The sequence below is a fragment of the Streptosporangium sp. NPDC048886 genome, from assembly GCF_055586905.1.
On record NZ_JBVJHH010000004.1, the window covers coordinates 147817 to 170473 of the forward strand.

General features: G+C 69.2%; 19 protein-coding genes. 6 read left to right on the forward strand and 13 right to left on the reverse strand.

The window, feature by feature from the left end; genetic code table 11:
• Window positions 1–128: 128 nt before the first annotated feature.
• Window positions 129–2240: an excinuclease ABC subunit UvrB gene (gene uvrB / locus ACZ6R6_RS06420; RefSeq protein ID WP_470090684.1), complete on the reverse strand. Its 2112-nt coding sequence runs from the start codon at window positions 2238–2240 to the stop codon at window positions 129–131.
• 313 nt (window positions 2241–2553) lie between these two features.
• On the opposite strand from uvrB, the gene ACZ6R6_RS06425 reads away from it, so the two are divergent.
• The 4 genes from ACZ6R6_RS06425 to ACZ6R6_RS06440 all read left to right on the forward strand — a co-directional run bounded on the left by ACZ6R6_RS06425 (window position 2554) and on the right by ACZ6R6_RS06440 (window position 7355).
• Window positions 2554–4176, forward strand: a complete 1623-nt coding sequence (locus tag ACZ6R6_RS06425) for an SPFH domain-containing protein (RefSeq protein ID WP_470090686.1) — start codon at window positions 2554–2556, stop codon at window positions 4174–4176.
• A complete protein-coding gene (locus ACZ6R6_RS06430; RefSeq protein WP_470090688.1) occupies window positions 4173–5420 on the forward strand; it encodes an SPFH domain-containing protein in 1248 nt (415 codons plus the stop codon). Before ACZ6R6_RS06425 ends, ACZ6R6_RS06430 begins: the two co-directional genes overlap by 4 nt.
• Before the next feature lie 28 nt (window positions 5421–5448).
• Window positions 5449–6222 carry a sporulation protein gene (locus tag ACZ6R6_RS06435; RefSeq protein ID WP_306857914.1) on the forward strand — a complete coding sequence of 258 codons (774 nt, stop codon included), beginning with the start codon at window positions 5449–5451 and terminating at the stop codon, window positions 6220–6222.
• 314 nt (window positions 6223–6536) lie between these two features.
• Complete coding sequence (locus ACZ6R6_RS06440) at window positions 6537–7355, forward strand: inositol monophosphatase family protein (RefSeq protein ID WP_470090689.1); 819 nt, start codon at window positions 6537–6539, stop codon at window positions 7353–7355.
• A gap of 221 nt (window positions 7356–7576) precedes the next feature.
• Here the strand turns inward: ACZ6R6_RS06440 and coaE are convergent, their stop codons facing one another.
• From coaE to polA, 5 genes are all read right to left on the reverse strand, one after another.
• Window positions 7577–8176, reverse strand: a complete 600-nt coding sequence (coaE, locus tag ACZ6R6_RS06445) for a dephospho-CoA kinase (protein ID WP_470090691.1) — start codon at window positions 8174–8176, stop codon at window positions 7577–7579.
• A 154-nt stretch (window positions 8177–8330) separates the two neighbouring features.
• Window positions 8331–8819: a GNAT family N-acetyltransferase gene (locus ACZ6R6_RS06450; protein WP_470090693.1), complete on the reverse strand. Its 489-nt coding sequence runs from the start codon at window positions 8817–8819 to the stop codon at window positions 8331–8333.
• 116 nt (window positions 8820–8935) lie between these two features.
• Window positions 8936–10432 carry a 30S ribosomal protein S1 gene (rpsA, locus tag ACZ6R6_RS06455; protein ID WP_306857907.1) on the reverse strand — a complete coding sequence of 499 codons (1497 nt, stop codon included), beginning with the start codon at window positions 10430–10432 and terminating at the stop codon, window positions 8936–8938.
• Between the two features lie 203 nt (window positions 10433–10635).
• A complete protein-coding gene (locus tag ACZ6R6_RS06460; protein WP_470090695.1) occupies window positions 10636–11724 on the reverse strand; it encodes a polysaccharide deacetylase family protein in 1089 nt (362 codons plus the stop codon).
• A 108-nt stretch (window positions 11725–11832) separates the two neighbouring features.
• Window positions 11833–14544 carry a DNA polymerase I gene (gene polA, locus ACZ6R6_RS06465; protein ID WP_470090697.1) on the reverse strand — a complete coding sequence of 904 codons (2712 nt, stop codon included), beginning with the start codon at window positions 14542–14544 and terminating at the stop codon, window positions 11833–11835.
• A gap of 146 nt (window positions 14545–14690) precedes the next feature.
• On the opposite strand from polA, the gene ACZ6R6_RS06470 reads away from it, so the two are divergent.
• Window positions 14691–15035: a PaaI family thioesterase gene (locus ACZ6R6_RS06470; RefSeq protein WP_470090884.1), complete on the forward strand. Its 345-nt coding sequence runs from the start codon at window positions 14691–14693 to the stop codon at window positions 15033–15035.
• 218 nt (window positions 15036–15253) lie between these two features.
• Here ACZ6R6_RS06470 and ACZ6R6_RS06475 read toward each other — a convergent pair whose 3' ends face one another.
• From ACZ6R6_RS06475 to ACZ6R6_RS06485, 3 genes are read right to left on the reverse strand one after another with little or no spacing between them, the layout of a single operon-like run.
• On the reverse strand, window positions 15254–16006 hold the full coding sequence (locus ACZ6R6_RS06475) for an amino acid ABC transporter ATP-binding protein (protein ID WP_442480305.1): 753 nt from the start codon (window positions 16004–16006) through the stop codon (window positions 15254–15256).
• A gap of 5 nt (window positions 16007–16011) precedes the next feature.
• The gene (locus ACZ6R6_RS06480) at window positions 16012–16863 is read right to left on the reverse strand and encodes an amino acid ABC transporter permease (protein ID WP_470090699.1); all 852 of its coding nucleotides are present in this window, start codon (window positions 16861–16863) and stop codon (window positions 16012–16014) included.
• A 3-nt stretch (window positions 16864–16866) separates the two neighbouring features.
• Window positions 16867–17730: an ABC transporter substrate-binding protein gene (locus ACZ6R6_RS06485; RefSeq protein ID WP_470090701.1), complete on the reverse strand. Its 864-nt coding sequence runs from the start codon at window positions 17728–17730 to the stop codon at window positions 16867–16869.
• Window positions 17731–18236: 506 nt separating this feature from the next.
• On the opposite strand from ACZ6R6_RS06485, the gene ACZ6R6_RS06490 reads away from it, so the two are divergent.
• Entirely contained in the window at window positions 18237–18797 is a 561-nt protein-coding gene (locus ACZ6R6_RS06490; protein ID WP_470090703.1) for a DUF4352 domain-containing protein, read from the forward strand.
• 192 nt (window positions 18798–18989) lie between these two features.
• Here ACZ6R6_RS06490 and ACZ6R6_RS06495 read toward each other — a convergent pair whose 3' ends face one another.
• Genes ACZ6R6_RS06495 through ACZ6R6_RS06510 form a run of 4 tightly spaced genes read right to left on the reverse strand, consistent with a single transcriptional unit; the run spans window position 18990 to window position 22639 of the window.
• On the reverse strand, window positions 18990–19703 hold the full coding sequence (locus tag ACZ6R6_RS06495) for an ABC transporter ATP-binding protein (RefSeq protein WP_470090705.1): 714 nt from the start codon (window positions 19701–19703) through the stop codon (window positions 18990–18992).
• The gene (locus tag ACZ6R6_RS06500; RefSeq protein ID WP_470090707.1) at window positions 19693–20496 is read right to left on the reverse strand and encodes an ABC transporter ATP-binding protein; all 804 of its coding nucleotides are present in this window, start codon (window positions 20494–20496) and stop codon (window positions 19693–19695) included. The genes ACZ6R6_RS06495 and ACZ6R6_RS06500 overlap by 11 nt, the downstream gene beginning before the upstream one ends.
• Window positions 20497–20504: 8 nt before the next feature.
• Entirely contained in the window at window positions 20505–21674 is a 1170-nt protein-coding gene (locus tag ACZ6R6_RS06505; protein WP_470090709.1) for a branched-chain amino acid ABC transporter permease, read from the reverse strand.
• Complete coding sequence (locus tag ACZ6R6_RS06510) at window positions 21671–22639, reverse strand: branched-chain amino acid ABC transporter permease (protein WP_470090711.1); 969 nt, start codon at window positions 22637–22639, stop codon at window positions 21671–21673. The genes ACZ6R6_RS06505 and ACZ6R6_RS06510 overlap by 4 nt, the downstream gene beginning before the upstream one ends.
• Window positions 22640–22657: the final 18 nt, after the last annotated feature.

The window sequence follows — 22657 nt, forward strand, 5'->3', positions numbered from 1 at the left end:
GGCCCCTGGACGGAGCCGGTGGGTATGCCGGGACCGGTCCGCCATGACCACGACGGCCCCCTGGACGGGGCCGGCGGGGGACGGCGCGCCTCCCCACCGGCGGCCCGGGGCCTGCGGGCCGCCCCGGCTCAGGAGACGCCGGCCTCCCGCATGTCACGGACCTCCCGCTTGAGCTCCTTGATCTCGTCACGGAGCCGGGCGGCGACCTCGAACTGGAGGTCGGCGGCCGCCTGGTGCATCTGGTCGGTGAGCGACTCGACCAGCGCCTCCAGCTGGGCGCGGGGCATCTCCCCCGCGATCGCCTTGGCGTGCTGGCCGGCCTGCTTGACCGCGAAGCCCGGGACGGGGGCCTTGCCGCGCGACTGCTGACGGCCGCTGCCGCCGAGGAGCTGGGCGGTGTCGGCGTCCTCGCGGTTCAGCGAGTCGAGGATGTCGGCGATCTTCTTGCGGAGCGGCTGCGGGTCGATGCCGTTGGCCTCGTTGTAGGCCGTCTGCTTGGCCCGGCGCCGGTTGGTCTCCTCGATCGCCCGCTCCATGGAGGGGGTGATCCGGTCGGCGTACATGTGGACCTGGCCGGAGACGTTACGGGCGGCGCGGCCGATGGTCTGGATCAGCGAGGTCTCCGAGCGGAGGAAGCCCTCCTTGTCGGCGTCGAGGATGGCCACCAGCGACACCTCGGGCAGGTCCAGGCCCTCCCGGAGCAGGTTGATGCCGACCAGGACGTCGAACTCACCCATCCGCAGCTCCCGCAGCAGCTCGATGCGGCGCAGGGTGTCGACCTCGCTGTGCAGGTAGCGGACCCGGATGCCGAGCTCCAGGAGGTAGTCGGTGAGGTCCTCGGCCATCTTCTTGGTCAGCGTGGTGACCAGGACCCGCTCGTCCTTCTCGGTCCGGGCCCTGATCTCGTGGACCAGGTCGTCGATCTGGGACGTGGTGGGCTTGACGATCACCTCGGGGTCGACCAGGCCGGTCGGCCGGATGACCTGCTCGACCACGTCGCCCTTGGAGCGGCCCAGTTCGTAGGTGCCCGGGGTGGCCGACAGGTAGACCGTCTGGCCGATCCGCTCCAGGAACTCCTCCCACTTGAGCGGGCGGTTGTCCATCGCCGACGGCAGGCGGAAGCCGTGCTCGACGAGCGTGCGCTTGCGGGAGGCGTCGCCTTCGTACATCGCGCCGATCTGCGGCACGGTCTGGTGGGACTCGTCCAGCACCAGCAGGAAGTCTTCGGGGAAGTAGTCGAGAAGGGTGTTGGGCGCACTGCCCGGGGCCCGGTCGTCCATGTGGCGGGAGTAGTTCTCGATGCCGGAGCAGGTGCCGATCTGGCGCATCATCTCCAGGTCGTAGGTGGTGCGCATGCGCAGCCGCTGGGCCTCCAGGAGCTTGCCCTGCCGCTCCATCGTCTCCAGGCTCTGGGCGAGCTCGGCCTCGATGCCCCGGATGGCCTTCTCCATCCGCTCGGTGCCCGCGACGTAGTGGGAGGCGGGGAAGATGTAGAGCTCCTCGTCCTCACTGATCACCTCGCCGGTCAGCGGGTGCATGGTCGAGAGCTTCTCGATCTCGTCGCCGAACATCTCGATGCGCACGGCGAGCTCCTCGTATTTCGGGATGATCTCGATCGTGTCGCCGCGCACCCGGAAGGTGCCCCTGGTGAAGGCCAGGTCGTTGCGGGTGTACTGCATGTCGACCAGGCGGCGTAGCAGCCTGTCGCGCTCGATCTCCTGACCGACCTTGAGCGCGGTCATCCGGTCGACGTATTCCTGGGGGGTGCCCAGGCCGTAGATGCACGACACCGACGCCACCACGATCGTGTCGCGGCGGGTCAGCAGCGAGTTGGTCGCCGAGTGGCGCAGCCGCTCGACCTCGTCGTTGATCGAGGAGTCCTTCTCGATGTAGGTGTCGCTCTGCGGGACGTATGCCTCCGGCTGGTAGTAGTCGTAGTAGGAGACGAAGTATTCGACCGCGTTGTTGGGCATCATCTCGCGCAGTTCGTTGGCGAACTGCGCGGCGAGCGTCTTGTTGGGCTGGATGACCAGGGTCGGCCGCTGCAGCCGCTCGATCAGCCAGGCGACGGTGGCGGTCTTGCCGGTGCCCGTGGCACCCAGCAGGACGTTGTCCCTGTCGCCCGCCGTGACCCGCCGCTCAAGCTCGGCGATCGCGGCGGGCTGGTCGCCCGAAGGGGTCATGTCGGTGACGACCTCGAAGGGCGCCACCTTGCGCTGCAAATCAGTTACCGGCCTCACCCCACCCACTGTAGGCGGAGCCACCGACATTCCCTCCTGGACGCGTGGCGGACGGGCCCTTCCGGCGGGACGGGCCCTTCCGGCGGGACGGCCTCTGCCGGTTCCGGCGGGACGGCGCCCCGGCGGATCGCCTCCGAGACCGTTTCCGGCGGCCCTCTTCCGGAAGATCCCTTTTGGCGACCCCCTTTCGGCCCGCCCCTTTCAATCGGGTGGCAAGCCATCCGCAAGCGGGATGCCCTTTACTGTCCTGCGTGCGCCCGCCTACCAAGCGTGATATATCGGGCTCTCGACATATATCTACCCCGGAGGTTCGATGTCCCGGCCAAGACAGGCCATGCAGTCGGCGATGGAAGCCGCGCAGGCGATAGGGCAGGGGGGCGATCCGCGTCAGGTGGTCGGCCAGGCGGTGGGTCAGTTCGCGAGCCAGGCCATGGGCCAGGCGGGCGGCGAGAAGGGGTTCGCGCTCAACCCGGCCGACTTCCTGGCCGCCCGCGAGCAGGGCGCGTCCGTGGGCACGGTCATCGAGGCCCGCGGCGCGTCGCTGAACGAGGCCGGCGAGATCGTCAACCGCAGCTTCACCGCGAGCGGCCCGGGTGGCGAGCCGGTTCACGTGATCTCCCCGGTGGTGATCCCCAAGGGCACCACCGCCCGGGTGGTCATCCCCCTGATCGTGCTGGCGGTGCTCGGCCTGGCCGGGCTGGTCGCCACCGGGCTGCCCGACGGTGCCCGGGTGCTGTTCGGGCCGCACTACTGGGCCGTGCTGGTGCTGGCCGCCGCGTTCCTGTGGTGGCGGCGGAGCGTGGTCATGGTGCCCGAGGGCTGCAAGGCCCTGATCACCAAGTTCGGCAAGCTCGTGCAGATCGCCGAGCCGGGCAGGGTGACGCTGGTCAACCCGTGGAAGCGGGTCAGCTACATCGTCAACACCACCCGCGAGTATCCCTTCAACGCGCCCATCCGCGAGGCCCCGACCCAGCAGGGCGTCAAGGCCAGCGTGGACCTCTTCCTGCAGTTCCGGATCGAGGACCCAGCCGAGTTCATCTTCGTCCTCGGCTCGGTCAGCGGCTTCCAGGCCAAACTGCAGAACGCCATCAGCGAGGTCACCCGCTCCCTCATCTACGCCCAGCGCGCCGAGGACATCTACGACCTGGTCGGCGAGAGCACCCTGGGCATGCTGGACAACCTCAACCAGCAGTTCCTGCCCGCCGTACGGCTCACCGACGTGAACATCACCCACGCCGAGCCGTCCAGCCAGGAATACCGGATGGACCTGGCCGCCCCGGAGATGATCAGGGTCGCCAAGGAGGCGTACACCTACGAGTACGAGCTCCAGCTGCGCAAGGAGCAGAACGAAGGTGACCTGATCAAGGAGCTCGCCGGGCTGCAGGAGCAGCTGTCGGCCATCCACGCCGAGATCGCCGGATACCAGGCCCGGATGGACACCGCGCTGGAGCGCGCCTCCCACCAGGCGAAGGCGCAGGCGAGCCAGCGGCTGGTGGAGGCGGAGTCCACCGCCAAGGCCAACGCGGCGCTGCTGGAGGCGCAGGCGCTGGACATACGGGCGCTGAGCGCCGCCGAGGCGCCGGAGATCCTGGACCACCGCTTCCAGCAGGACCTGCTCGACAAGCTCGAGTCGGTGGCCTCCCATCTGCCCCGCGTGGTGCAGGTCGGCGAGACGACCGACATCGACCTGCTCGCCCTGGCCAGGCAGCTCGTCGGCAGCCGCGAGACACAGCTGTTCTCCGCGGCGGACATGGCCGCCATCAGGGAACGGATCGCCGAGATCGGCAGGCGGGTCGAGGGTCGCGAGGCGGAGATCACCGCCCTGCTCAACCCGGCGGTCCCGGAGACCGCCACGCCCGCCGCTGCTTCGGAGACCGCCGCGCCCGCCGTAGGGGAAGTCACGGCGCCCGCCGTCAAGGAAGAGACCCAGAGATGAGCAGAGAGTTCTCCAAGATCAAGGAATCCCTGGCCTCCTGGTCGGAGATCCGCCAGCTGCTGCGCGGCGGTGAGGCCGGCCAGCTCGTCCCGGTGGTCATCCCCAAGGACCGCCGCGGCTTCGCCTGGGTGACGCTGCTGCTGCTGGCCGTCTACCTCGCCGGTACGGCGCTGCTGGCCGGCGGGACGTTCTCCGCCCTGGCCGCGGTCGGCGCGGTGCTGTCCCTGCTCGCGGCGCTGGTCTGGCTGTGGCGCCGGGCGATCATCGAGATCGAGGAGGGCACCACGGGCGTGCGCAGCCGGTGGGGCGCGATCGTGGGCACCCTGCCCCCGGGCCGCCACTACCTGTGGCTGCCGTGGGACCGGGTGGACGCGGTGGTGGACACCTCCACTGAGATCCCCTACTCCGCCCCGATCGTCGCCTGCCCGACCGCCGAGAACGTGCCGCTGAAGTCGATCGAGTTCTTCCTGAAGTTCCGCATCATCGACCCGGTGGCCTTCGTCCGGACGATCGGCGCGGGCAACTTCGACCTGGTGCTCAGCAGCGCCGTACAGGACGCCATCCGCCAGCGCAGCCGCCTCGTGCACACCGAGCGGGCCTACGACCTGCGCGGCTCGGACGTCGGCGACATGCAGGAGCTCCTGACCCGCCAGCTCGGCCGGTACGGCGTGCGGATCACCGGCGCCAACATCCCCGACGTGCAGCTGCCCGACCAGTACCAGCAGCACCTGGCCACCCGTGAGAAGGTCGCCAAGGAGCTGTCGGCCTTCGAGCGCGAGTGGGAGCTCACCCGCAAGCGGCGGATCGACACCCTGCTGATGGAGATCGAGCGCGCCAAGAAGACGCGCGACGCCCGCATCGTCGAGGTCCGGGCCGCCGCCAACACCGCGCGCAAGGACGTCGCGCGCATGCTGGAGGAGCACGAGACCGAGGCCCAGCGGGTGCGCTGGGAGATCGAGGCCAAGGGCCGGGCCCAGCTCACCTCCGCGGAGAACGAGGCCAAGGGGCTGCGCCGGCTGGCCGACGCCTACCGCGACAACCGGGCGGTGCTCCAGTACGAGCTGGCCCGCCGCCGCCTGGACGTCGGGGCCAAACTCGCCGAGCAGGCCCCGCGCCCCGTCGTCGTCCGCACCGACGGCGCCTCCGGCGACTCCTCCGCGCTGTCCACCATGCTCCTGGCCCAGATCCTGCCGCAGCTCGGCCGCGGGAACGGCCAGGTCAAGCCGGCCGTTGAAACCAACTGAAACCCACTATCCCCTTGGGAGTCCATCGATGGTGTTCCGTAAGCTGATGGCCGCGTTCGGCGCGGGTGTCGAGGTCGACACGATCCTGCAAAACTCCAACGTCCGCCCCGGCGAGGTCCTGCGCGGGCAGGTCAACTTCCGCGGCGGCGGCTCCGACTACAAGGTCGAGGGCATCTTCATCGACTTCACCGCGGTGGTCGAGGTCGAGAGCGGCGACAACGAGTACAAGTCGACCTACAGCTTCCTGCGCAAGCAGATCACCGGCCCGTTCCACCTCGCGGCGGGCGCTCCCCAGTCGGCCCCCTTCGAGATCCCGGTCCCGTGGGAGACCCCGATCAGCGCCGTCGGCGGCCACCCGCTGCGTGGCATGCAGCTGGGCGTCTCCACCGAGCTCGCGCTGGCCGGCGCGCTGGACAAGGGCGACCTCGACCCGCTGTTCGTCAACCCGATGCCCGCCCAGGACCACGTCCTGGGCGCGCTGGACAACATGGGCTTCCGCTTCAAGAAGGCCGACCTGGAGCGCGGCACCCTGCGCGGCTCCCAGATGCCGTTCTTCCAGGAGATCGAATACTACGCGGGCCACGAATACGCCCGGCACTTCAACGAACTGGAGCTGACCTTCATCGCCGGCCCGCAGTCGATGGACGTCATCCTGGAGGCCGACAAGCGCGGTGGCTTCCTGGAGTCCAGCCACGACGCCTACAACCGGTTCACCGTCCGCTACGACGACCACCCGGGCCAGGCGGACCAGGCGCTCCGCGCCGGCCTGCAGGCGATGGCCCAGCGGCGCGGCTGGTTCTGACCCGCCCCGTACGGCCGACGCCCCGGCCGCCGTTCACCGGCCGGGGCCGCCGCCCGCGCCCCGCGCGGAGCCGGTCGTGCTCCCTGTCCTGCCCGTGGTGGGCGGGCGGTTCCGCGTCGCCCTCGCCGTCATCGACGGCGTACGGCGATCACGGGCAGCCGGTCCGTCCGGCCCGCGACGGAGCCTGGAACGGGGCCGAGGTCTGGCCCTACCATGACGGCGAGGCTGACCGGCGACACCATGACGGCGGGCCTGACCGGCGACCCGTCCGGCCCGGCCGGGCGGCCGCCCGTCACACGACCGAGGAGGATCGCGTGGTTCAGGGGACGGATCTCGAACACGCCCGCCGGATCGCCGTCGACGCCGCGCGGGCGGCCGGGCGGCTGATCACCGCGGGCGTCCTGGGGACGGTCGAGATCAGCCCCAAGGGCGACGACGGCGACGTGGTCACCGACCTGGACCTGGCCTCGGAGGAGCTGCTGCTGCGGCGGGTGCTGGCCGCCTTCCCCGACCACGCGGTGATCGCCGAGGAATCGGGCGAGCAGGGCCGGGCGGGGTCGGAGTGGACCTGGCTCATCGACCCGCTCGACGGCACCAACAACATCGCGATCGGCCTGCCCCTGTACGCCGTGGGCCTGGCCCTGTGCCGCGACGGGCGCCCCGAGCTGGGAGTCGTCCACGAGCCGGTGACCGGCAGGACCTGGTCGGCCGTGCGGGGCCGGGGCGTGCTCGGCCCGAGCGGCCCGCTGGCCGCCCCGTCGCACCGCCCGGCCGGCGGCGGTCCCCTACTGGCCTGGATCCAGGGGTACGGCGTGCGGCGCGGCGACGCCGTGGCCTGCGCGCTGAAGGCGGGGCTCGACAGGCGTGCCCGCCGGGTGCTGAGGCTCTGGGCTCCGTTGCTGGCCTGGGTGATGCTCGCCCGGGGGGACATCGACGGGATCGTCGGCTACCAGACCGGGGTCGTCGACCTGCCCGGCGGCCTGCTGATCGCACAGGAGGCCGGCGTGGTGGTCAGCGCCTTCGACGGCACCCCCTTCGACTGCGCCCCGCTCGCCGGGGGCGGGCGCGACTTCGTCGCGGGCCGGGCCGGGTTCCAGGAGGACCTGCTGGAGGCGGTCCGGGCCGTCCCCTGACCCGTGGGGCCTCCGCCCCGGTACGGCTCCCGCCCGGCGGGCCGCCCCGCTCGGCCTGCCCGAGGGGTGGGCGGCGACCGCGCCGGACGGCCGCGACCGGCCGGTGGGCGAGGTGGCGGGCCGGTTCCGATACGTCGTGGGGACCCGCGGGTTGGAGGCCGGAGAGCCGGACGCCCGCCTGCCCGCGACCGGGCGGACCGCGCCGGACGCGGAGTCCCGGCTCAGGTGACGGTCCGGGCGGTCAGCTCGGCCCAGACCTCCTCCACCCGGGTCCCGAGATCCTCCAGCGACCCCTCGTTCGGGATCACCAGATCGGCGATCTTCAACCGGTCCTCGCGGGCCGCCTGGGCCGCGATCCGGGCCCTGGCGTCCTGCTCGCTCATGCCCCGCAGCTCGACCAGCCGGGCCAGCCGGATCTCGTCCGCGGCGTCCACGACGACGACCACGTCGTACATCGGGGCGAGGTTGTTCTCCGCCAGCAGCGGCACGTCGTAGACCACGATCGCGCCGTCGTCCGCCTGCCGCTGCAGCTCCGCCACCCGCGCCCCGACCAGCGGGTGCACGATGCCGTTGAGGGAGGCCAGCTTCCCGGAGTCGGCGAAGACGATCGAGCCGAGTCTCTCCCGGTCGAGTGAGCCGTCCTCGCGCAGCACCTCGGCGCCGAACGTCTCCACGATGCGCGCCAGCCCGTCGGTCCCCGGCTCGACCACCTCACGGGCGATCTTGTCGGCGTCGATCACCATGGCGCCCATGGACGCCAGCCGCCGCGACACCTCGCTCTTGCCCGAACCGATCCCGCCGGTGAGTCCCACCTTCAGCATGATCCGCAGCATACGCGGTGCGGTGCGCGCCCCGGGAGACCGGGACGGAGGCTCCCACGGCCGGTCATCCGGAGCGGGACAAGCCGATCACCCATCTCAGGAGAAAAATAAACAGACCGATCCTTTACCGGTGTCGCGATCACACCTGGAGCCCTCACACCTGGATCTCCCTGCGCATGTGGACCAGGGTCAGGTGGTCGCTCATCCGCTCGCGGCGGGTCTCGCGGTAACCGTGGCGGCGGTAGAGCCGCAGGTTGCCCTCCGACAGGTGCCCGGTGAAGAGGTCGAACGCCGCGGCGGCGATCTCGTCGTGGAGGGCCGACAGCAGGGCCCCGCCGATGCCCCGGCCCTGCGTGTCCGGCGCCACCACCAGGCGACCGACCAGGCAGGTCGTGCCGGACAGCTGGCCGCGGACCGCGCCGACGATCCGCCTCCCGCTGCGGGCGACGAGCACGGTGCCGGTCTGGACGGCCCTGCGGACCTGCTCGGCCGACTCCACCAGCGGTGGGATGAACGGATCGCCGTAGAGCTGGGCCTCGCCCACGTAGGCCGCCCGCTGCACGGTCAGGATCTCGCCCGCGTCCGCGGGCTCCGCCCGTCCGATCAGGGTGTCGGCGGGCTCCGCCCACTCGATCGAGGTCACGGGGCAACGATATCGACCGGGATCGCCAAGCGGCGCTCAGGGTCCGGATACGGGAAAGGGCCCCGCCGGAGCGGGGCCCTTCCGTGGATCCTCAGATCCTCACTGCTACGCCGACGTCAGCTCTGGCCGCCCGCGAGCTTCTCGCGCAGAGCCGCGAGAGCCTCGTCGGAGGCGAGAGCACCCGAAGCCGGAGCCGAGGAGCTGCTGGAGCTGGAGCCGGAGCTGGCGGCCGGGGTCTCACCGGAGTAGGACGTGGGGGCAGCCTCGCCCGCCTCGGCCTCGGCCTTGCGGGCCTCCTCCACCTGCTTCTTGTGAGCCTCGAAACGGGTCTGGGCCTCGGCGTACTGCCGCTCCCACTCGTCACGCTGCTTCTCGAAGCCCTCGAGCCACTCGCTCGTCTCGGAGTCGAAGCCCTCGGGGTAGATGTAGTTGCCCTGGTCGTCGTAGGTCGCCGCCATGCCGTAGAGCGTGGGGTCGAACTCGATGTCGGCGCCCGTCGCGCTCTCGTTCGCCTGCTTGAGCGACAGCGAGATCCGGCGACGCTCGAGGTCGATGTCGATGATCTTCACGAAGATCTCGTCGCCGACCTGGACGACCTGCTCGGGGATCTCGACGTGGCGCTCGGCCAGCTCGGAGATGTGGACCAGGCCCTCGATGCCCTCCTCGACGCGGACGAACGCACCGAACGGCACCAGCTTGGTGACGCGACCCGGGACGACCTGACCGATCTGGTGGGTGCGGGCGAACTGCTGCCAGGGGTCCTCCTGCGTCGCCTTGAGCGACAGGGAGACCCGCTCGCGCTCCATGTCGACGTCGAGAACCTCGACGGTGACCTCCTGGCCGACCTCGACGACCTCAGACGGGTGGTCGATGTGCTTCCAGGACAGCTCGGAGACGTGGACCAGACCGTCGACGCCGCCGAGGTCCACGAACGCACCGAAGTTGACGATCGAGGAGACGACGCCCTTGCGGACCTGGCCCTTCTGCAGGGTGTTGAGGAAGGTCTGGCGGACCTCCGACTGGGTCTGCTCGAGCCAGGCGCGGCGGGAGAGGACCACGTTGTTGCGGTTCTTGTCGAGCTCTATGATCTTCGCCTCGAGCTCACGGCCCACGTACGGCTGAAGGTCACGGACGCGGCGCATCTCGACCAGGGACGCCGGCAGGAAGCCACGGAGGCCGATGTCGAGGATGAGACCACCCTTGACGACCTCGATGACGGTGCCGGTGACGATGCCGTCCTCGTCCTTGATCTTCTCGATCGTGCCCCAGGCCCGCTCGTACTGAGCGCGCTTCTTGGACAGGATCAGGCGCCCCTCCTTGTCCTCCTTCTGGAGGACGAGGGCTTCGACGTGCTCGCCAACCTCGACGACGTCCGCGGGATCGACATCGTGCTTGATCGAGAGCTCACGCGAGGGGATGACACCCTCGGTCTTGTAGCCGATGTCGAGCAAAACTTCATCTCGATCGACCTTGACGACGGTGCCCTCGACGATGTCGCCGTCGTTGAAGTACTTGATGGTCAGATCGATCGCTGCGAGGAAGTCTTCCTCGGACCCGATGTCGTTGACCGCTACCTGCGGGGTGCTCGAGGTGGCCTCAGTGCTGCTCGTCATGTGTGGAATTGCTCCGAACGCGGACAGAAGTCGATGTGGCGAACACGCGGCAGGCCTCTTATCGTTCAGCCGAAGGATTCATCGGCGTGACCGAGCGCGAGCCCACTCCGTCCGAGACACGCGCGAGCCCACAGCGCAGCGATCAGCATATGAGACCAGACGAGTCTGGTCAATCTGGAGGCACGACACCTCGGAAAACGGCTTTAGTAGGCGTTGACCTGCCGCCTACGCTCGGAGCTGATGATACCCCGAAATTTCTGCGGCACGGAGATACGGCCGGGGTCGCCGTCGGCCGTGTAGCGCCTGTCCGGATGCTTGTTCAGCCACTCCAGCCAATACTGCGAGCACCACTTGCGGCACTCCCCCTTCTTGCCGTTGCTCTGGATGCGCTGGATGGCCCGCCAGTCGAAATCCTTGGCAAAGGGCGACGACGACGGCTGCGCGCCGGCCAGGAAGACGCCCTTGAACGCGAAGCGGTCGCCGTCCCACTTGCCCGACTGCACGGTGGACCTCTTGCGCGGCATCGCGCCGAAGGGCAGCGCGAGCGTGGCGGACGGGCCGGCGCCGAACTTCTTCAGCAGCCGCTCGACCCGGATGATCTGCTCGGCGACCTTCGCCTTCGACAGGCCCGGCAGGTAGGGGTGGGACCAGGTGTGGTTGGCCACCTCGAAGCCGCGCGAGGTCAGCCACTGCACGGCCCGCTCCTGGTCCCGCCGGTCGCGCAGGCCGAACGGCTCCCGGTTGACCCAGAAGGTGGCGACGGGGCGGAAGCCCGGATACTTCTTCGCGACCTGGTAGATGATCCCGACCGCGGTGTCCTTGGCCGGCATGCCGTTGCCGTCGAGCGCGAAGTGGCTCGCGTGCCCGTCGTCGAAGGTCAGCACGACCGGGTGCCTGCCCGCCGGGATGTCGATCTTCCCGGTGACGAACTCCTGCGCGGTGACCGGCACGTAGCCGTCCCTGGCCAGTTTCTCCATCTCCTGGCGGACCTGGGAGGGCGTGCGGTCGATGGAGGCCAGCCGCTTCTTCATGATCCGGTGGTACATCAGGATCGGGACCATCCCCGCCTCGTTGGCCTTGACCTGGCGGGCGGACTCCGGGGTGGCCGTGACCGGCGGCGGCAGGTCGGCCGAGGGCAGATCGGGCGACGGCGAGGGCGTCGGCGGCGCGGGGGTGCCCGTCACCGCGCCGGTCGCCAGGCCGGCCATGGGGGTGGCCCGGGGGACCGCCGCCGTGGGCAGTGTCAGAAGCACCACCACTGCGGCGGCCACCACCACGACGTTGGCCACCATGATGATCTGCGTGAGGGGGGATTGACTCCGCACAAAACTCCCGTGCCCGTCGAGGTGTCGGCTGAATCACCAACCCTAGAACAGACTCGGACAGGCCGGACCAATCGATCAGTGGGCGGCATCCTCCCAGGTGTGGCCGACGCCCACCGAGACCTCCAGCGGGACCCGCAGGGAGTAGGCGGCGTTCATCCGCTCGGTGACCAGCTCGCGCAGGGTCTCCAGCTCTCCCGGCGCCACCTCGAACACGAGTTCGTCGTGGACCTGGAGCAGCATCCGGGAGGTGAGGGCGGCCTCCTTGAGGGCGCTCTGCACGTTGAGCATGGCGACCTTGATGATGTCGGCCGCCGAGCCCTGGATCGGCGCGTTGAGCGCCATCCGCTCGGCCATCTCGCGGCGCTGGCGGTTGTCGCTGTTGAGGTCGGGCAGGTAGCGGCGGCGGCCCATGATGGTCTCGGTGTAGCCGTCGTGCCTGGCCTGCGCGACGATCGCGTTGAGGAAGTCGCGGATGCCGCCGAACTCCTCGAAGTATTCCTCCTTCAGCGCCCTGGCCTCCGACACCGGGATGTTGAGCTGCGCGCCCAGCCCGAAGTCCGACAGGCCGTAGGCGAGGCCGTAGTTCATCGCCTTGATCTTGGCCCGCATCTCCCCCGTCACCTGGTCCGGGGCGATGTCGAAGACCCGGGCGGCGGTGGCCTTGTGGAAGTCGTGGCCGGACTCGAAGGAGGCGATCAGCGACTCGTCGCCCGACAGGTGCGCCATGATCCGCAGCTCGATCTGGCTGTAGTCGGCCGTCAGCAGGGTCTCGTAGCCCGGCCCGACCACGAAGCCCTGCCGGATCCGGCGGCCCTCGACGGTGCGGACCGGGATGTTCTGCAGGTTGGGCTTCTCCGAGCTGAGCCGTCCGGTGGCCGCCACGATCTGGTTGTAGGTGGTGTGGATGCGCCCGTCGTCGGCGATCTCCTTGATCAGGCCCTCGACCGTGACCTTCAGCTTGGCCTGGTCGCGGTGCCTGAGCATGATGGTCGGCAGCTCGTGGTCGGTCTGGGTGGCCAGCCAGGCCAGCGCGTCGGCGTCGGTGGTGTAGCCGGTCTTGGTCTTCTTGGTCTTGGGCAGGTTGAGCCTGGTGAACAGGATCTCCTGGAGCTGCTTGGGCGAGCCCAGGTTGAACTGCTCCCCGACGGCCGCGTGGGCCGCCTCGACGGCCTGCTTCACCGCGGCGCCGAACTCGGCCTCCAGCTTGCCGAAGTGGTCCCGGTCGGCGGCGATCCCGGCCCGCTCCACCTCGGCCAGCACGGACACCAGCGGCAGCTCCACCTCGCGCATCAGGCTGGTGCCGCCACGCGGCTCCAGGAACGCCTCCAGGGCGTCGGCGAGCTCCCGGACGGCCAGCGCCCGCAGGCCCAGCTCCAGGGCCGCGCTGTCGTCCTCCTCCTCGAAGAGGCTGGTCTGGCCGCCGCTGTCGCTCTCGCCGCGCAGCTCCCGTTGGAGGTAGGCGCGCACGAGGTCCTCCAGCGGGAAGGCCCGCTGCCCCGGCATCGCCAGGTAGGCCGCCAGCGCCGTGTCACAGGTCAGGCCGCGCAGCTCCAGCCCCTGGGCCCACAGCGCCAGCATGGGGCCCTTGGCGTCGTGCACGGCCTTGGACCTGGAGGCGTCGCCGAGCCATCCGCGCAGGGCCGCCTCGTCGTCCTCGGTCAGCGTGGTGGGGTCGATGAACGCGGCGCCGCGTCCGCGGGCCGCGGCGGGGCCGTCGGGCGCGGCGATCGCGATGCTGTCGATGCGGCCGGTGCCGCTGCCGTAGGCGCCCTTGAAGGCGAGCCCGGCCCGGCCCTCGGGCAGCTCCCGCAGCCATCCGGCCACCTGGCCGGGGCCGAGCACGACGGTCTCGACCTCGAAGCCCTCCTCGGCCTCGGACTCCGCCGGCAGGAGCGTCTTGAACAGCCGGTCGCGCAGCTCGCCGCGGAACTCCAGCGTGTCGAGGATCTTGTTGATCTCCTCGCGGTCTCCCCGGCCGACCGTCAGGCCGGAGACCTCGCGCTCCAGCGGGACCTCGCGCATGAGCTGGGTGAGACGGCGGTTCATCAGCACCTGGTCGAGGTGGTCGCGGAGCTTGTCGCCGACCTTGCCCTTGACCTCGTCGATCCGGTTGACCAGCTCCTCCAGCGAGCCGAACTCGCGGATCCACTTGGCCGCGGTCTTCTCGCCCACGCCGGGGATGCTCTTCAGGTTGTCGCTGGAGTCGCCCCGGATCGCCGCGAAGTCGGGGTATTGGACCGGGGTGAGCTCGTATTTCTCCTGCACCGCCGCGGGGGTGAAGCGGGTCATGTTGCTGATCCCGACCCGGGTCATCAGCACGGTGACGTGGTCGTCGACCAGCTGCAGCGCGTCACGGTCGCCGGTGACGACCAGCACGTTCATGCCCTGCCCGGCGGCCTGGGTGGCGAGCGTGGCGATCAGGTCGTCGGCCTCGTAGCCCGCCAGCGACAGGTGCGGGACGCGCAACGCGTCGAGCATCTCGTGGATCAGGCTCATCTGGCTGCGGAAACTGTCGGGGCTCGCACTCCGGTTGGCCTTGTATTCGGCGTACTCCTCGTGCCGGAACGTCGGCTCCGACCGGTCGAAGCAGACCGCCACGTGCGTGGGCTGCTCGTCGCGGAGCACGTTGACCAGCATCGACGTGAACCCGTAGACCGCGTTTGTCGTCTGCCCCGTCGTCGTGGAGAAATTCTCCTCGGGCAGGGCATAGAAGGCGCGGTAGGCCAGTGAATGCCCGTCCAGCAGCAGGAGACACGGACGATTGGGGGTCGCTTCGCTCTTCGGCACACCGGAAGCCTAGTCTGCCGGGGCGACAGAAAACCTGGCCGCGCATGACAGGAGGCATCCCCTTGACCTTGCCAGACCTCGAAGAAGTGACCCGCCGCGTGGAAGAGGGGCTCGGCGCCTCCTACAAGAACACGCTCGTGGACCGGATGGGGATCGAGATCACCGAGGCCACCCCCGAGCGCGTGGTCGGCCGGATGCCCGTGGAGGGCAACATCCAGCCGTACGGCCTGCTGCACGGCGGTGCCTCGTGCGTGCTCGCCGAGACCCTCGGCTCGACCGGCGCGACCCTGCACGCGGGCCCCGGACGGGTGGGCGTGGGCGTGGAGATCAACGCCACCCACCACCGCTCGGCCACCTCCGGGCACGTCACGGGCGTGGCCACCCGGATCCACGGGGGCCGGACGCTCGCCACCTATGAGATCGAGATCACCGACGACCAGGGGCGCCGGGTGTGCACCTCACGCCTCACCTGCATGCTGCGTGACATCTGATCCCACAAGTATTCGCCCGTATCAGACCTCCCCTTTTTGCACTCTTGCCACATGAGTCGCTACCGTGGGTGACAGTGATGCCCGTGGGGAGGCCGAGTAGAAAACGTACAGGGTCGGGGAAGCTCTGTACGGTGCCAAAGGCTCCCCCGGGCTCGCACCGCCCGGCCGGCACGGCACGGCCCGCGCCACCTGGGCGCGGGCCGTGCCGGAACCGGCTGTCAGACGTCGGTGTGCGTGGGGTCGAGCACGCGGCGCAGGAAGGTCTTGGTGCGCTCGTGCCGGGGCTCGCCGATCACCTGGGCGGCCGGGCCGTCCTCCACGATCACGCCGCCGTCCATGAAGACCACCCGGTCGGCCACGTCCCGGGCGAAGGCCATCTCGTGGGTGACCACGAGCATGGTCATCCCCTCCTCGGCCAGCTTGCGCATGACCGTGAGCACGTCGCCGACCAGCTCCGGGTCGAGCGCCGAGGTGGGCTCGTCGAAGAGCATCAGCGCCGGGTTCATCGCCAGTGCCCTGGCGATGGCCACGCGCTGCTGCTGGCCTCCGGAGAGCTGGGCCGGGTAGGCGTCGCACTTGGCGGCGATGCCGACCTTCTCCAGGTTCTCCCTGGCGACCTTCTCGGCCTCCGCCCTGCCCCGCTTCAGCACCCGCCGCTGAGCGATCATCACGTTCTGCAGCGCGGTCATGTGCGGGAACAGGTTGAACTGCTGGAAGACCATGCCGACCCGGCGGCGGGCCGCGTCGAGGTCGACGTCGGGGTCGGTCAGCTCGACGCCCTCCAGGACCACCTTGCCCGAGGTGGGCTGCTCCAGCAGGTTCACGCAGCGCAGCAGAGTGGACTTGCCCGACCCCGAGGGGCCGATGACGCAGACCACCTGGCCGGGGTCGACGGCGAAGTCGATCCCCCTGAGCACCTCCAGCTTGCCGAAGTATTTGTGCAGATCACGGATCTCGACCGCGTGGTTCACCGGAGTCACCGTCCCTTCGCCTGACGCTTCTCCAGCCGGGACGCGAGGTAGCCCAGCGGGATGGTGACCAGAAGATACGTCACGCCGACGACCAGGATCGGCGTGGCGTTGGCGTGGGTCGAGGCCATGTCGTTGCCGAACTTCGTCAGCTCGACGTACTCGCCGGAGACGCCGAGGAACAGCACCAGCGAGGAGTCCTTGAGCAGGGACACGAACTGGTTGGTCGTCGGCGGGATGACGATGCGCACGGCCTGCGGGATGACGATGGTGACCATGGAGCGCGCGTGCGACATGCCCAGCGAGCGCGCCGCCTCCATCTGCCCCTTGGGCACCGCCTGCAGTCCCGCGCGGAGCGTCTCGGCCATGTAGGCGGAGCCGACGATCGTCAGGCCCAGGATGCCCTGTCCGTAGGTGCCGCCGGGCACCTCGAAGCCCGGCAGGGCCAGCGGCAGGAACAGGATGAACAAGAAGATCAGCAGCGCGGGCAGGCCCCGGAAGATCTCGATGTAGGCGATCGCGATCCACCGGTAGGGCCGCACCGACGACATCCGCATCAGCGCGAACAGCAGGCCGAGCAGGAAGGCGAAGGCGAAGCCGCCCACCGAGTAGATGATCGTGTTCTTCAGCGCGACCGTGAACACGTCCGGCAGCGTCTGCTCCGCCACCTCGGGCTTGGCGAAGTTCTCGCCGAGCTTGACCCACTCGATGCGCAGGGCGAGGAAGACCACGACGGCCGCCAGCACGACGTACTGGACGATCCGGCTGATCTGCTGCTTCTTACGGGGGCTGAGCCCGGTCCGGCCGGGGGGAGCCCCGGCCGGACCGGACGGCTCAGCCGTCGTTGACTGGTCGGTCATGGATCAGCCGAGCTCGCCGGGCTTCTTGCCGAACCACTTCACGAAGATCTCGTCGTAGGTCCCGTCCGACTTGGCCGCGGCGATGGTGTCGTTGATGGTCTTGAGCAGGACCGGGTCGGCGCCCTTCTTCAGGCCGATGCCGTACTGCTCACCGGTGTCGAGGCTGGCGACCAGCTCGAACTTGTCGGCGATCTCCGGCTTCTTCAGCCAGGTCAGGACGACGGGAAGGTCCTGGACGATCACGTCGACCTGGCCGGACTGCAGGCCCAGCAGCTCCTTGGGAGAGTCGGCGAACTCCTTGGGGTCGAGCCCCTGCTTCTTGACGTAGTCGAGGCCCGTGGTCGAGGCCTGGGCGCCCAGCTTGAGGTTCTTGGCCTTGATCTCCTCCAACGTCTTGACGCCCAGGCCCTTCTTGGCCAGCAGCGCCTGGGTGGCGTCGAAGTAGGGCACGGAGAAGTCGATGTTCGCCTGACGCTCCGGGGTGATGGTCATGCCCGCGGCGGCCACGTCGCACTTGCCGGCGGCCATCGCCGCACCGCTCTTGATGACGGCGAAGTCGATGTCGACGATCTCCTGCGTCAGACCGAGCTTCTTGGCCGCCAGGTCGACGATGTCGACGTCGAAGCCGACGACCTTGTTGCCCTCCTTGAACTGGAAGGGCTCGTACGGGAGGTTGGTGCAGGTGGTCAGCTTGCCGGGGGTGACCAGCTTGGGACCACCCGCGGCGGCGGGGGCACTGGACGAGGCACCGTCACTCGTGCTCGCGCCGGTGGTCTCGCCACCGCCGCAGGCGGACAGGCCGAGCGCACCGGCGACGACCATCGCGCCCACCGCGAGCGCACGGCGGGAAACAAAACTCAGGCCCACGAAGGCCTCCTTACGGTCAATGTCGCATCTCGAACAGCTACCTCAGTGCTGGTGATGCTGCCCCACCTGCATGGCCATGCAGATCACCGATGCGACACAATTCGGACAACAACCACACTCGGAGTCGTCTGATCAATACCCTGTTCGCGGCGTTGATCGTGACGCGCCCGTTCATCGAATGGTCAACGACTCCCCTTTGAGCCGACCGTCGTGGCCTCGGACCTGTCGGATCGAGTCCACGGAACATGAAAATAGCCTATATCTGCACTTCAGGCATGTTTCACCGCACCAACCCGGGAAACGAGGTCCTCCCCGCGGGGACGGACTCCCGCGTACAGGACGGCGATCCCGCGGCCGGACCGACAATCTCCATAAAGCCGGCAAAGCTAAGAAATGTTCTCATTTCACCCACGCGGGCCGGTGGCGCCGCGGCCGTCCCGGCAGGCGCTTTCCCGTCGCCGCCGATGCATTGATCTCCGGGACCCGACTCGGTTACGTTGCCCGGTGTGCGCAACCCCCTGATGCGGCTCACCGGCGCCGCCCTGGCAGGCGCCCTCCTGACCGGTTGCACCGGGCCGGCTCCGCCGCGGCCGGCGGCCGCCCCCGCCACGCCCACCCCCTCCTACGAGCTCGCCCCGCGCCCGGTCCGGCCCGGCGAGCGCCCGGTCCGCGCCGCGCCCGTGACCGACGGCGACGGCCGCTTCCAGGTGATCGGCCTGCAGACCGGCATGAGCGGCTTCTTCGGCACCCACGCCGAATGGCAGGCCAAGGGCCAGTTCGTGGTCGTGCGGATCGTCGTGGAGAACCCCGGCCGCGCCAACTCCCGCTTCGACGCCAAGCGGCAGAAGCTCATCACCACCGACGGCAGGACCTTCGGCATCGACAGGTTCGCCCAGGCCATCAAGCGCCAGCCCGACACCCTCCCCCTCGGGGCCGAGGTCAGGATCGAGCTGGACCTGTGGTTCGACATCCCCAAGGAGGCCAAGGTCGCCGCGGTCCAGCTGTTCGGCGACCCGCCGCTCGGCGTCGGCGGGACCACCGACGGCGTCAAGGTGCCCCTGGCCTGAAGCGGGCAGCCTCCGCCCGGGAAAGGGCGGGCCCGCCCCGCTCCGTGCGCGGGACGGGCCCGGGAGTACCGCGCCGTACGGCGCGCCCGCCGGCGGGCGCGCCGGTCCCGTCCCGCCCCGGCGCAGGCACGGGGGCGGGACGGGACCGGGCGGGTGTCACACCGTACGGCTCACGGCCGCTCCGGCGGCCCGTCAGTGCCCGAGGCCGCCACCGAGGTAGGCGGCCTGCACGTCGGGGTCGTCGAGCAGCTCCGCGGCGGGCGCGCTCTTGACCACCTTGCCGGTCTCCAGCACGTAGGCCCGGTGGGCGAGCTTCAGCGCCTGCTGGGCGTTCTGCTCCACCAGCAGCACCGTGGTGCCCCGGCGGTTGATCTCCTCGATGATGGAGAAGATCTGCTGCACCATCAGCGGCGCCAGGCCCATCGACGGCTCGTCCAGCAGCAGCACCTTCGGCTTGGCCATCAGCGCCCGGCCGATGGCCAGCATCTGCTGCTCACCGCCTGACATCGTGCCGCCCATCTGCGTCCGGCGCTCGGCCAGCCGCGGGAACAGCTCGTAGACCTCCGCCAGGTCGGCGGCGAAATCCCCTGAGCGCGAGTATGCGCCCATGAGCAGGTTGTCGTGCACCGTCATGCCGGGGAAGACTCCCCGGCCCTCAGGAGCCTGCCCCAGCCCCGCCATGACCCGCTTGTGGCCGGGCATCTTGCTGATGTCCTTGCCGTCGAAGGCGATGCTCCCCGACGACAGGCCGCGCAGACCCGAGATCGTCTTCAGGGTCGTGGTCTTGCCCGCACCGTTCGCCCCGATGAGAGTGACGATCTCACCCTCGTTCACCTCGACCGAGATGCCCTTGATCGCCGCGATCTTGCCGTAGTGGACGTGGATGTCCTTGATCTCAAGAAGCATCTGTGGAAGCCCCCAAATACGCCTCGACGACCCGGGGGTCGTTCCGCACCTCATCCGGCAGGCCGTCGGCGATCTTCTGGCCGAAGTCCAGCACCGCGATGCGGTCACTGATGCCCATGATGAGGCTCATGTCGTGCTCGATGATCAGAATCGTCCGGCCGGCGTCGCGGATGTCCCGGATCAACTGCTGCAGCGCCACCTTCTCCGCCGGGTTCATACCGGCGGCCGGCTCGTCCAGCAGCAGCAGCTTCGGCTTGGTCGCCAGCGCGCGGGCGATCTCCAGCCGGCGCTGGTCGCCGTAGGGCAGGTTCTTGGCGTGGTCGTTGGCGCGGTGGGAGATGCCGACGAAGTCGAGCAGCTCCATCGCCAGCGCACGGCCGTCGCGCTCGGCCTGGCGGTGCCAGGGAAGCCCCAGGGCCACGCTCACCATGCCCGAGCGGTGGTGCGTGTCCGCGCCCACCATGATGTTCTCGATGGCCGTCATGTTGTGGAACAGCCGGATGTTCTGGAACGTGCGGGCGACGCCACGCTTGGTGATCTTGAAGCGCTTGACGCCGCTGATCTTCTCGCCCTCGAAGCGGACCTGCCCCTCCGTCGGCTGGTAGACGCCGGTGATCACGTTGAAGATCGTGGTCTTGCCCGCGCCGTTCGGGCCGATGAGGGCGAAGATCTCACCCTCGTTGATGGTCAGGTTGACCTCTTTCAGCGCCGTGACGCCGCCGAAGCGCATCACGACGCCCTGCATCTCCAGCATCGCGCGGGCACTGCGCTCCTGGGCAGTCCCTGCGTTCACCTCGGCGCTCACTTGGAGGCCACCTCCTCACCACGCGACTCCGGCCCGGGCACCTCGGCCGCGAGCGTCCCCATTCCGCCCGATCCCTCTTTCAGCTCCGCCTTGCGTTGACGCGACGGCAGCAGCCCCTCGGGACGGAAGATCATCAGTGCGACGAGCACCGCACCGAAGATCAGCATGCGGTATTCCTGCAGGCCGCGGAAGCGCTCCGGCAGCCACGCCACCACGAACGCGCCCAGCATGACGCCCGGCAGGTTGCCCGCGCCGCCCATGACCACCGCGGCCAGGATCGTCGCCGACAGCAGGAACTGGAAGTCGTTCGGGTTGAGCGAGATGACCTTGGAGGCCCACAGCACGCCCATCGCGCCGCCGATGGAGGCGCCGATGGCGAAGGCCAGCATCTTGAAGCGGAACGTCGGCACGCCCATGACCTCGGCCGCGTCCTCGTCCTCGCGGATCGCCGCCCAGGCACGCCCGACCCGGCTCTTCTCCCAGCGCTTGACCAGGATGATCACGATGACGGCCAGCGCGACCAGCAGGTAGTAGTAGGGCCGCGGGTCCAGCACGCCGTACTTGAGGAACTTCACCCCGAGGAGCTCGTAGAGGTCGACGCCGAAGAGGTTCAGCTCGTCGATGCTCGGCGGGTGCGGGATGCCGCGGATGCCGTTCGGGCCGCCGATCTCGTCGGTGTTCCGCGCGGTGATCCGGATGATCTCACCGAAGCCCAGCGTCACGATCGCCAGGTAGTCGCCGCGCAGTCGCAGCGTCGGACCGCCCAGGGTGATGCCGGACAGGGCGCAGATCAGGATGCCCACCACCAGGATCAGCCAGAAGTTCCAGCCCATCCTGGTGCCGATCAACGCCATCGCGTAGCCGCCCACCGCGTAGAACGCGACGAAGCCAAGGTCGAGCAGGCCCGCCTGGCCGACGACCACGTTCAGGCCGATGGCCAGGACCACGTAGGTGCCGATCGGGAAGAACAGGATGCTCGCCCAGTCGGTGTAGGGCGACATGAAGCTGCCGATGGACTCCGACGGCAGCAGCAGGGCTCCGATGATCAGAGCCACGTACACGATCCATCGCTGCCAGCCCGGCGTGTTCAGCCAGCGGTCGTGCACGGCGTCGCCGTACTGGCCGGTCTTATGACGGAAGGCTTCCAGGGAACTGTTCTGCTTCATGCGCGCGCCTGCTGGAGTGATTCACCGAGAATTCCGGTGGGGCGGAACATCAGGACCAAGACGAGGATGCTGAAGGAGATCACGTGTTTCCAGTCGGAGCCGAAGAAGATGGCTCCGTAGTTCTCCACCAGACCGAGCGCGACTCCGCCGACCAGGGCACCGCGCAGGTTGCCGATGCCGCCCAGGACCGCCGCGGTGAACGCCTTGATGCCGAACAGGAATCCGATGTAGTAGTTCGTGTTCTCGTACGAGATCAGGTAGAGCGCGCCGGCCACGCCGGCCATGCCGCCGCCGATCAGGAACGTCATCCGGACGATCTTGTTGATGTCGACGCCCATCAGGACGGCCGCCTCGGGATCCTGCGCGGTGGCGCGGATACCACGGCCGATCTTCGTGCGGTTCACCAGCCTGTCGAGCGCGATCATCATGCCGACCGCGGCCACGATCACCAGCACCTGGTCGACGCGGACCGAGTGGCCGAAGATCGAGAAGAGCTCGGTCCGCTCCATCAGCCGGGGCAGACCCATCTGGATGCGGCCCTGCTGCGGACGGTTGAAGACCTCGGGGATCACCAGCAGGGCGAACAGCTCCTGCAGGAAGATCGAGGCGCCGATCGCGGAGATCAGGGCCGCCAGCCGGGACGCCCCGCGCTTGCGCAGCGGCCGGTAGGCGATCTGCTCGAGCGCGATCGCGGTGCCCGCGGAGGCGAGCATGCCGGCCAGGATCATCGCCACGATCACGCCCACCAGGGCGAGGCCCGTGAGCGCCGAGTTGATGCCGAGCACGAAGGGAACGAACATCGCACCGAAGGTTCCGATCATGAACACTTCGGAGTGCGCAAAGTTGATCAGCCGCAGCACGCCGTACACCATGGTGTAGCCGAGTGCGATCAGAGCGTAAATCGAGCCGAAGGCCAGGCCGTCGATGGTGGCCGGCCAGAACTGATTGATGAAGTCATTGAGCACTAGGGGTTACCACTTCTA

What these genes read in the sequence shown, in the direction of transcription:
- ACZ6R6_RS06470 (WP_470090884.1), top strand. Translation starts at nt 14,691, where the DNA reads ATGGGGATCGAGATCACCGAGGCCACCCCCGAGCGCGTGGTCGGCCGG.
- rpsA (WP_306857907.1), bottom strand. Translation starts at nt 10,432, where the DNA reads ATGACGAGCAGCACTGAGGCCACCTCGAGCACCCCGCAGGTAGCGGTC.
- ACZ6R6_RS06480 (WP_470090699.1), bottom strand. Translation starts at nt 16,863, where the DNA reads ATGACCGACCAGTCAACGACGGCTGAGCCGTCCGGTCCGGCCGGGGCT.
- coaE (WP_470090691.1), bottom strand. Translation starts at nt 8,176, where the DNA reads ATGCTGAAGGTGGGACTCACCGGCGGGATCGGTTCGGGCAAGAGCGAG.
- ACZ6R6_RS06430 (WP_470090688.1), top strand. Translation starts at nt 4,173, where the DNA reads ATGAGCAGAGAGTTCTCCAAGATCAAGGAATCCCTGGCCTCCTGGTCG.
- ACZ6R6_RS06435 (WP_306857914.1), top strand. Translation starts at nt 5,449, where the DNA reads ATGGTGTTCCGTAAGCTGATGGCCGCGTTCGGCGCGGGTGTCGAGGTC.
- ACZ6R6_RS06505 (WP_470090709.1), bottom strand. Translation starts at nt 21,674, where the DNA reads ATGAAGCAGAACAGTTCCCTGGAAGCCTTCCGTCATAAGACCGGCCAG.
- ACZ6R6_RS06425 (WP_470090686.1), top strand. Translation starts at nt 2,554, where the DNA reads ATGTCCCGGCCAAGACAGGCCATGCAGTCGGCGATGGAAGCCGCGCAG.
- ACZ6R6_RS06495 (WP_470090705.1), bottom strand. Translation starts at nt 19,703, where the DNA reads ATGCTTCTTGAGATCAAGGACATCCACGTCCACTACGGCAAGATCGCG.
- ACZ6R6_RS06460 (WP_470090695.1), bottom strand. Translation starts at nt 11,724, where the DNA reads ATGGTGGCCAACGTCGTGGTGGTGGCCGCCGCAGTGGTGGTGCTTCTG.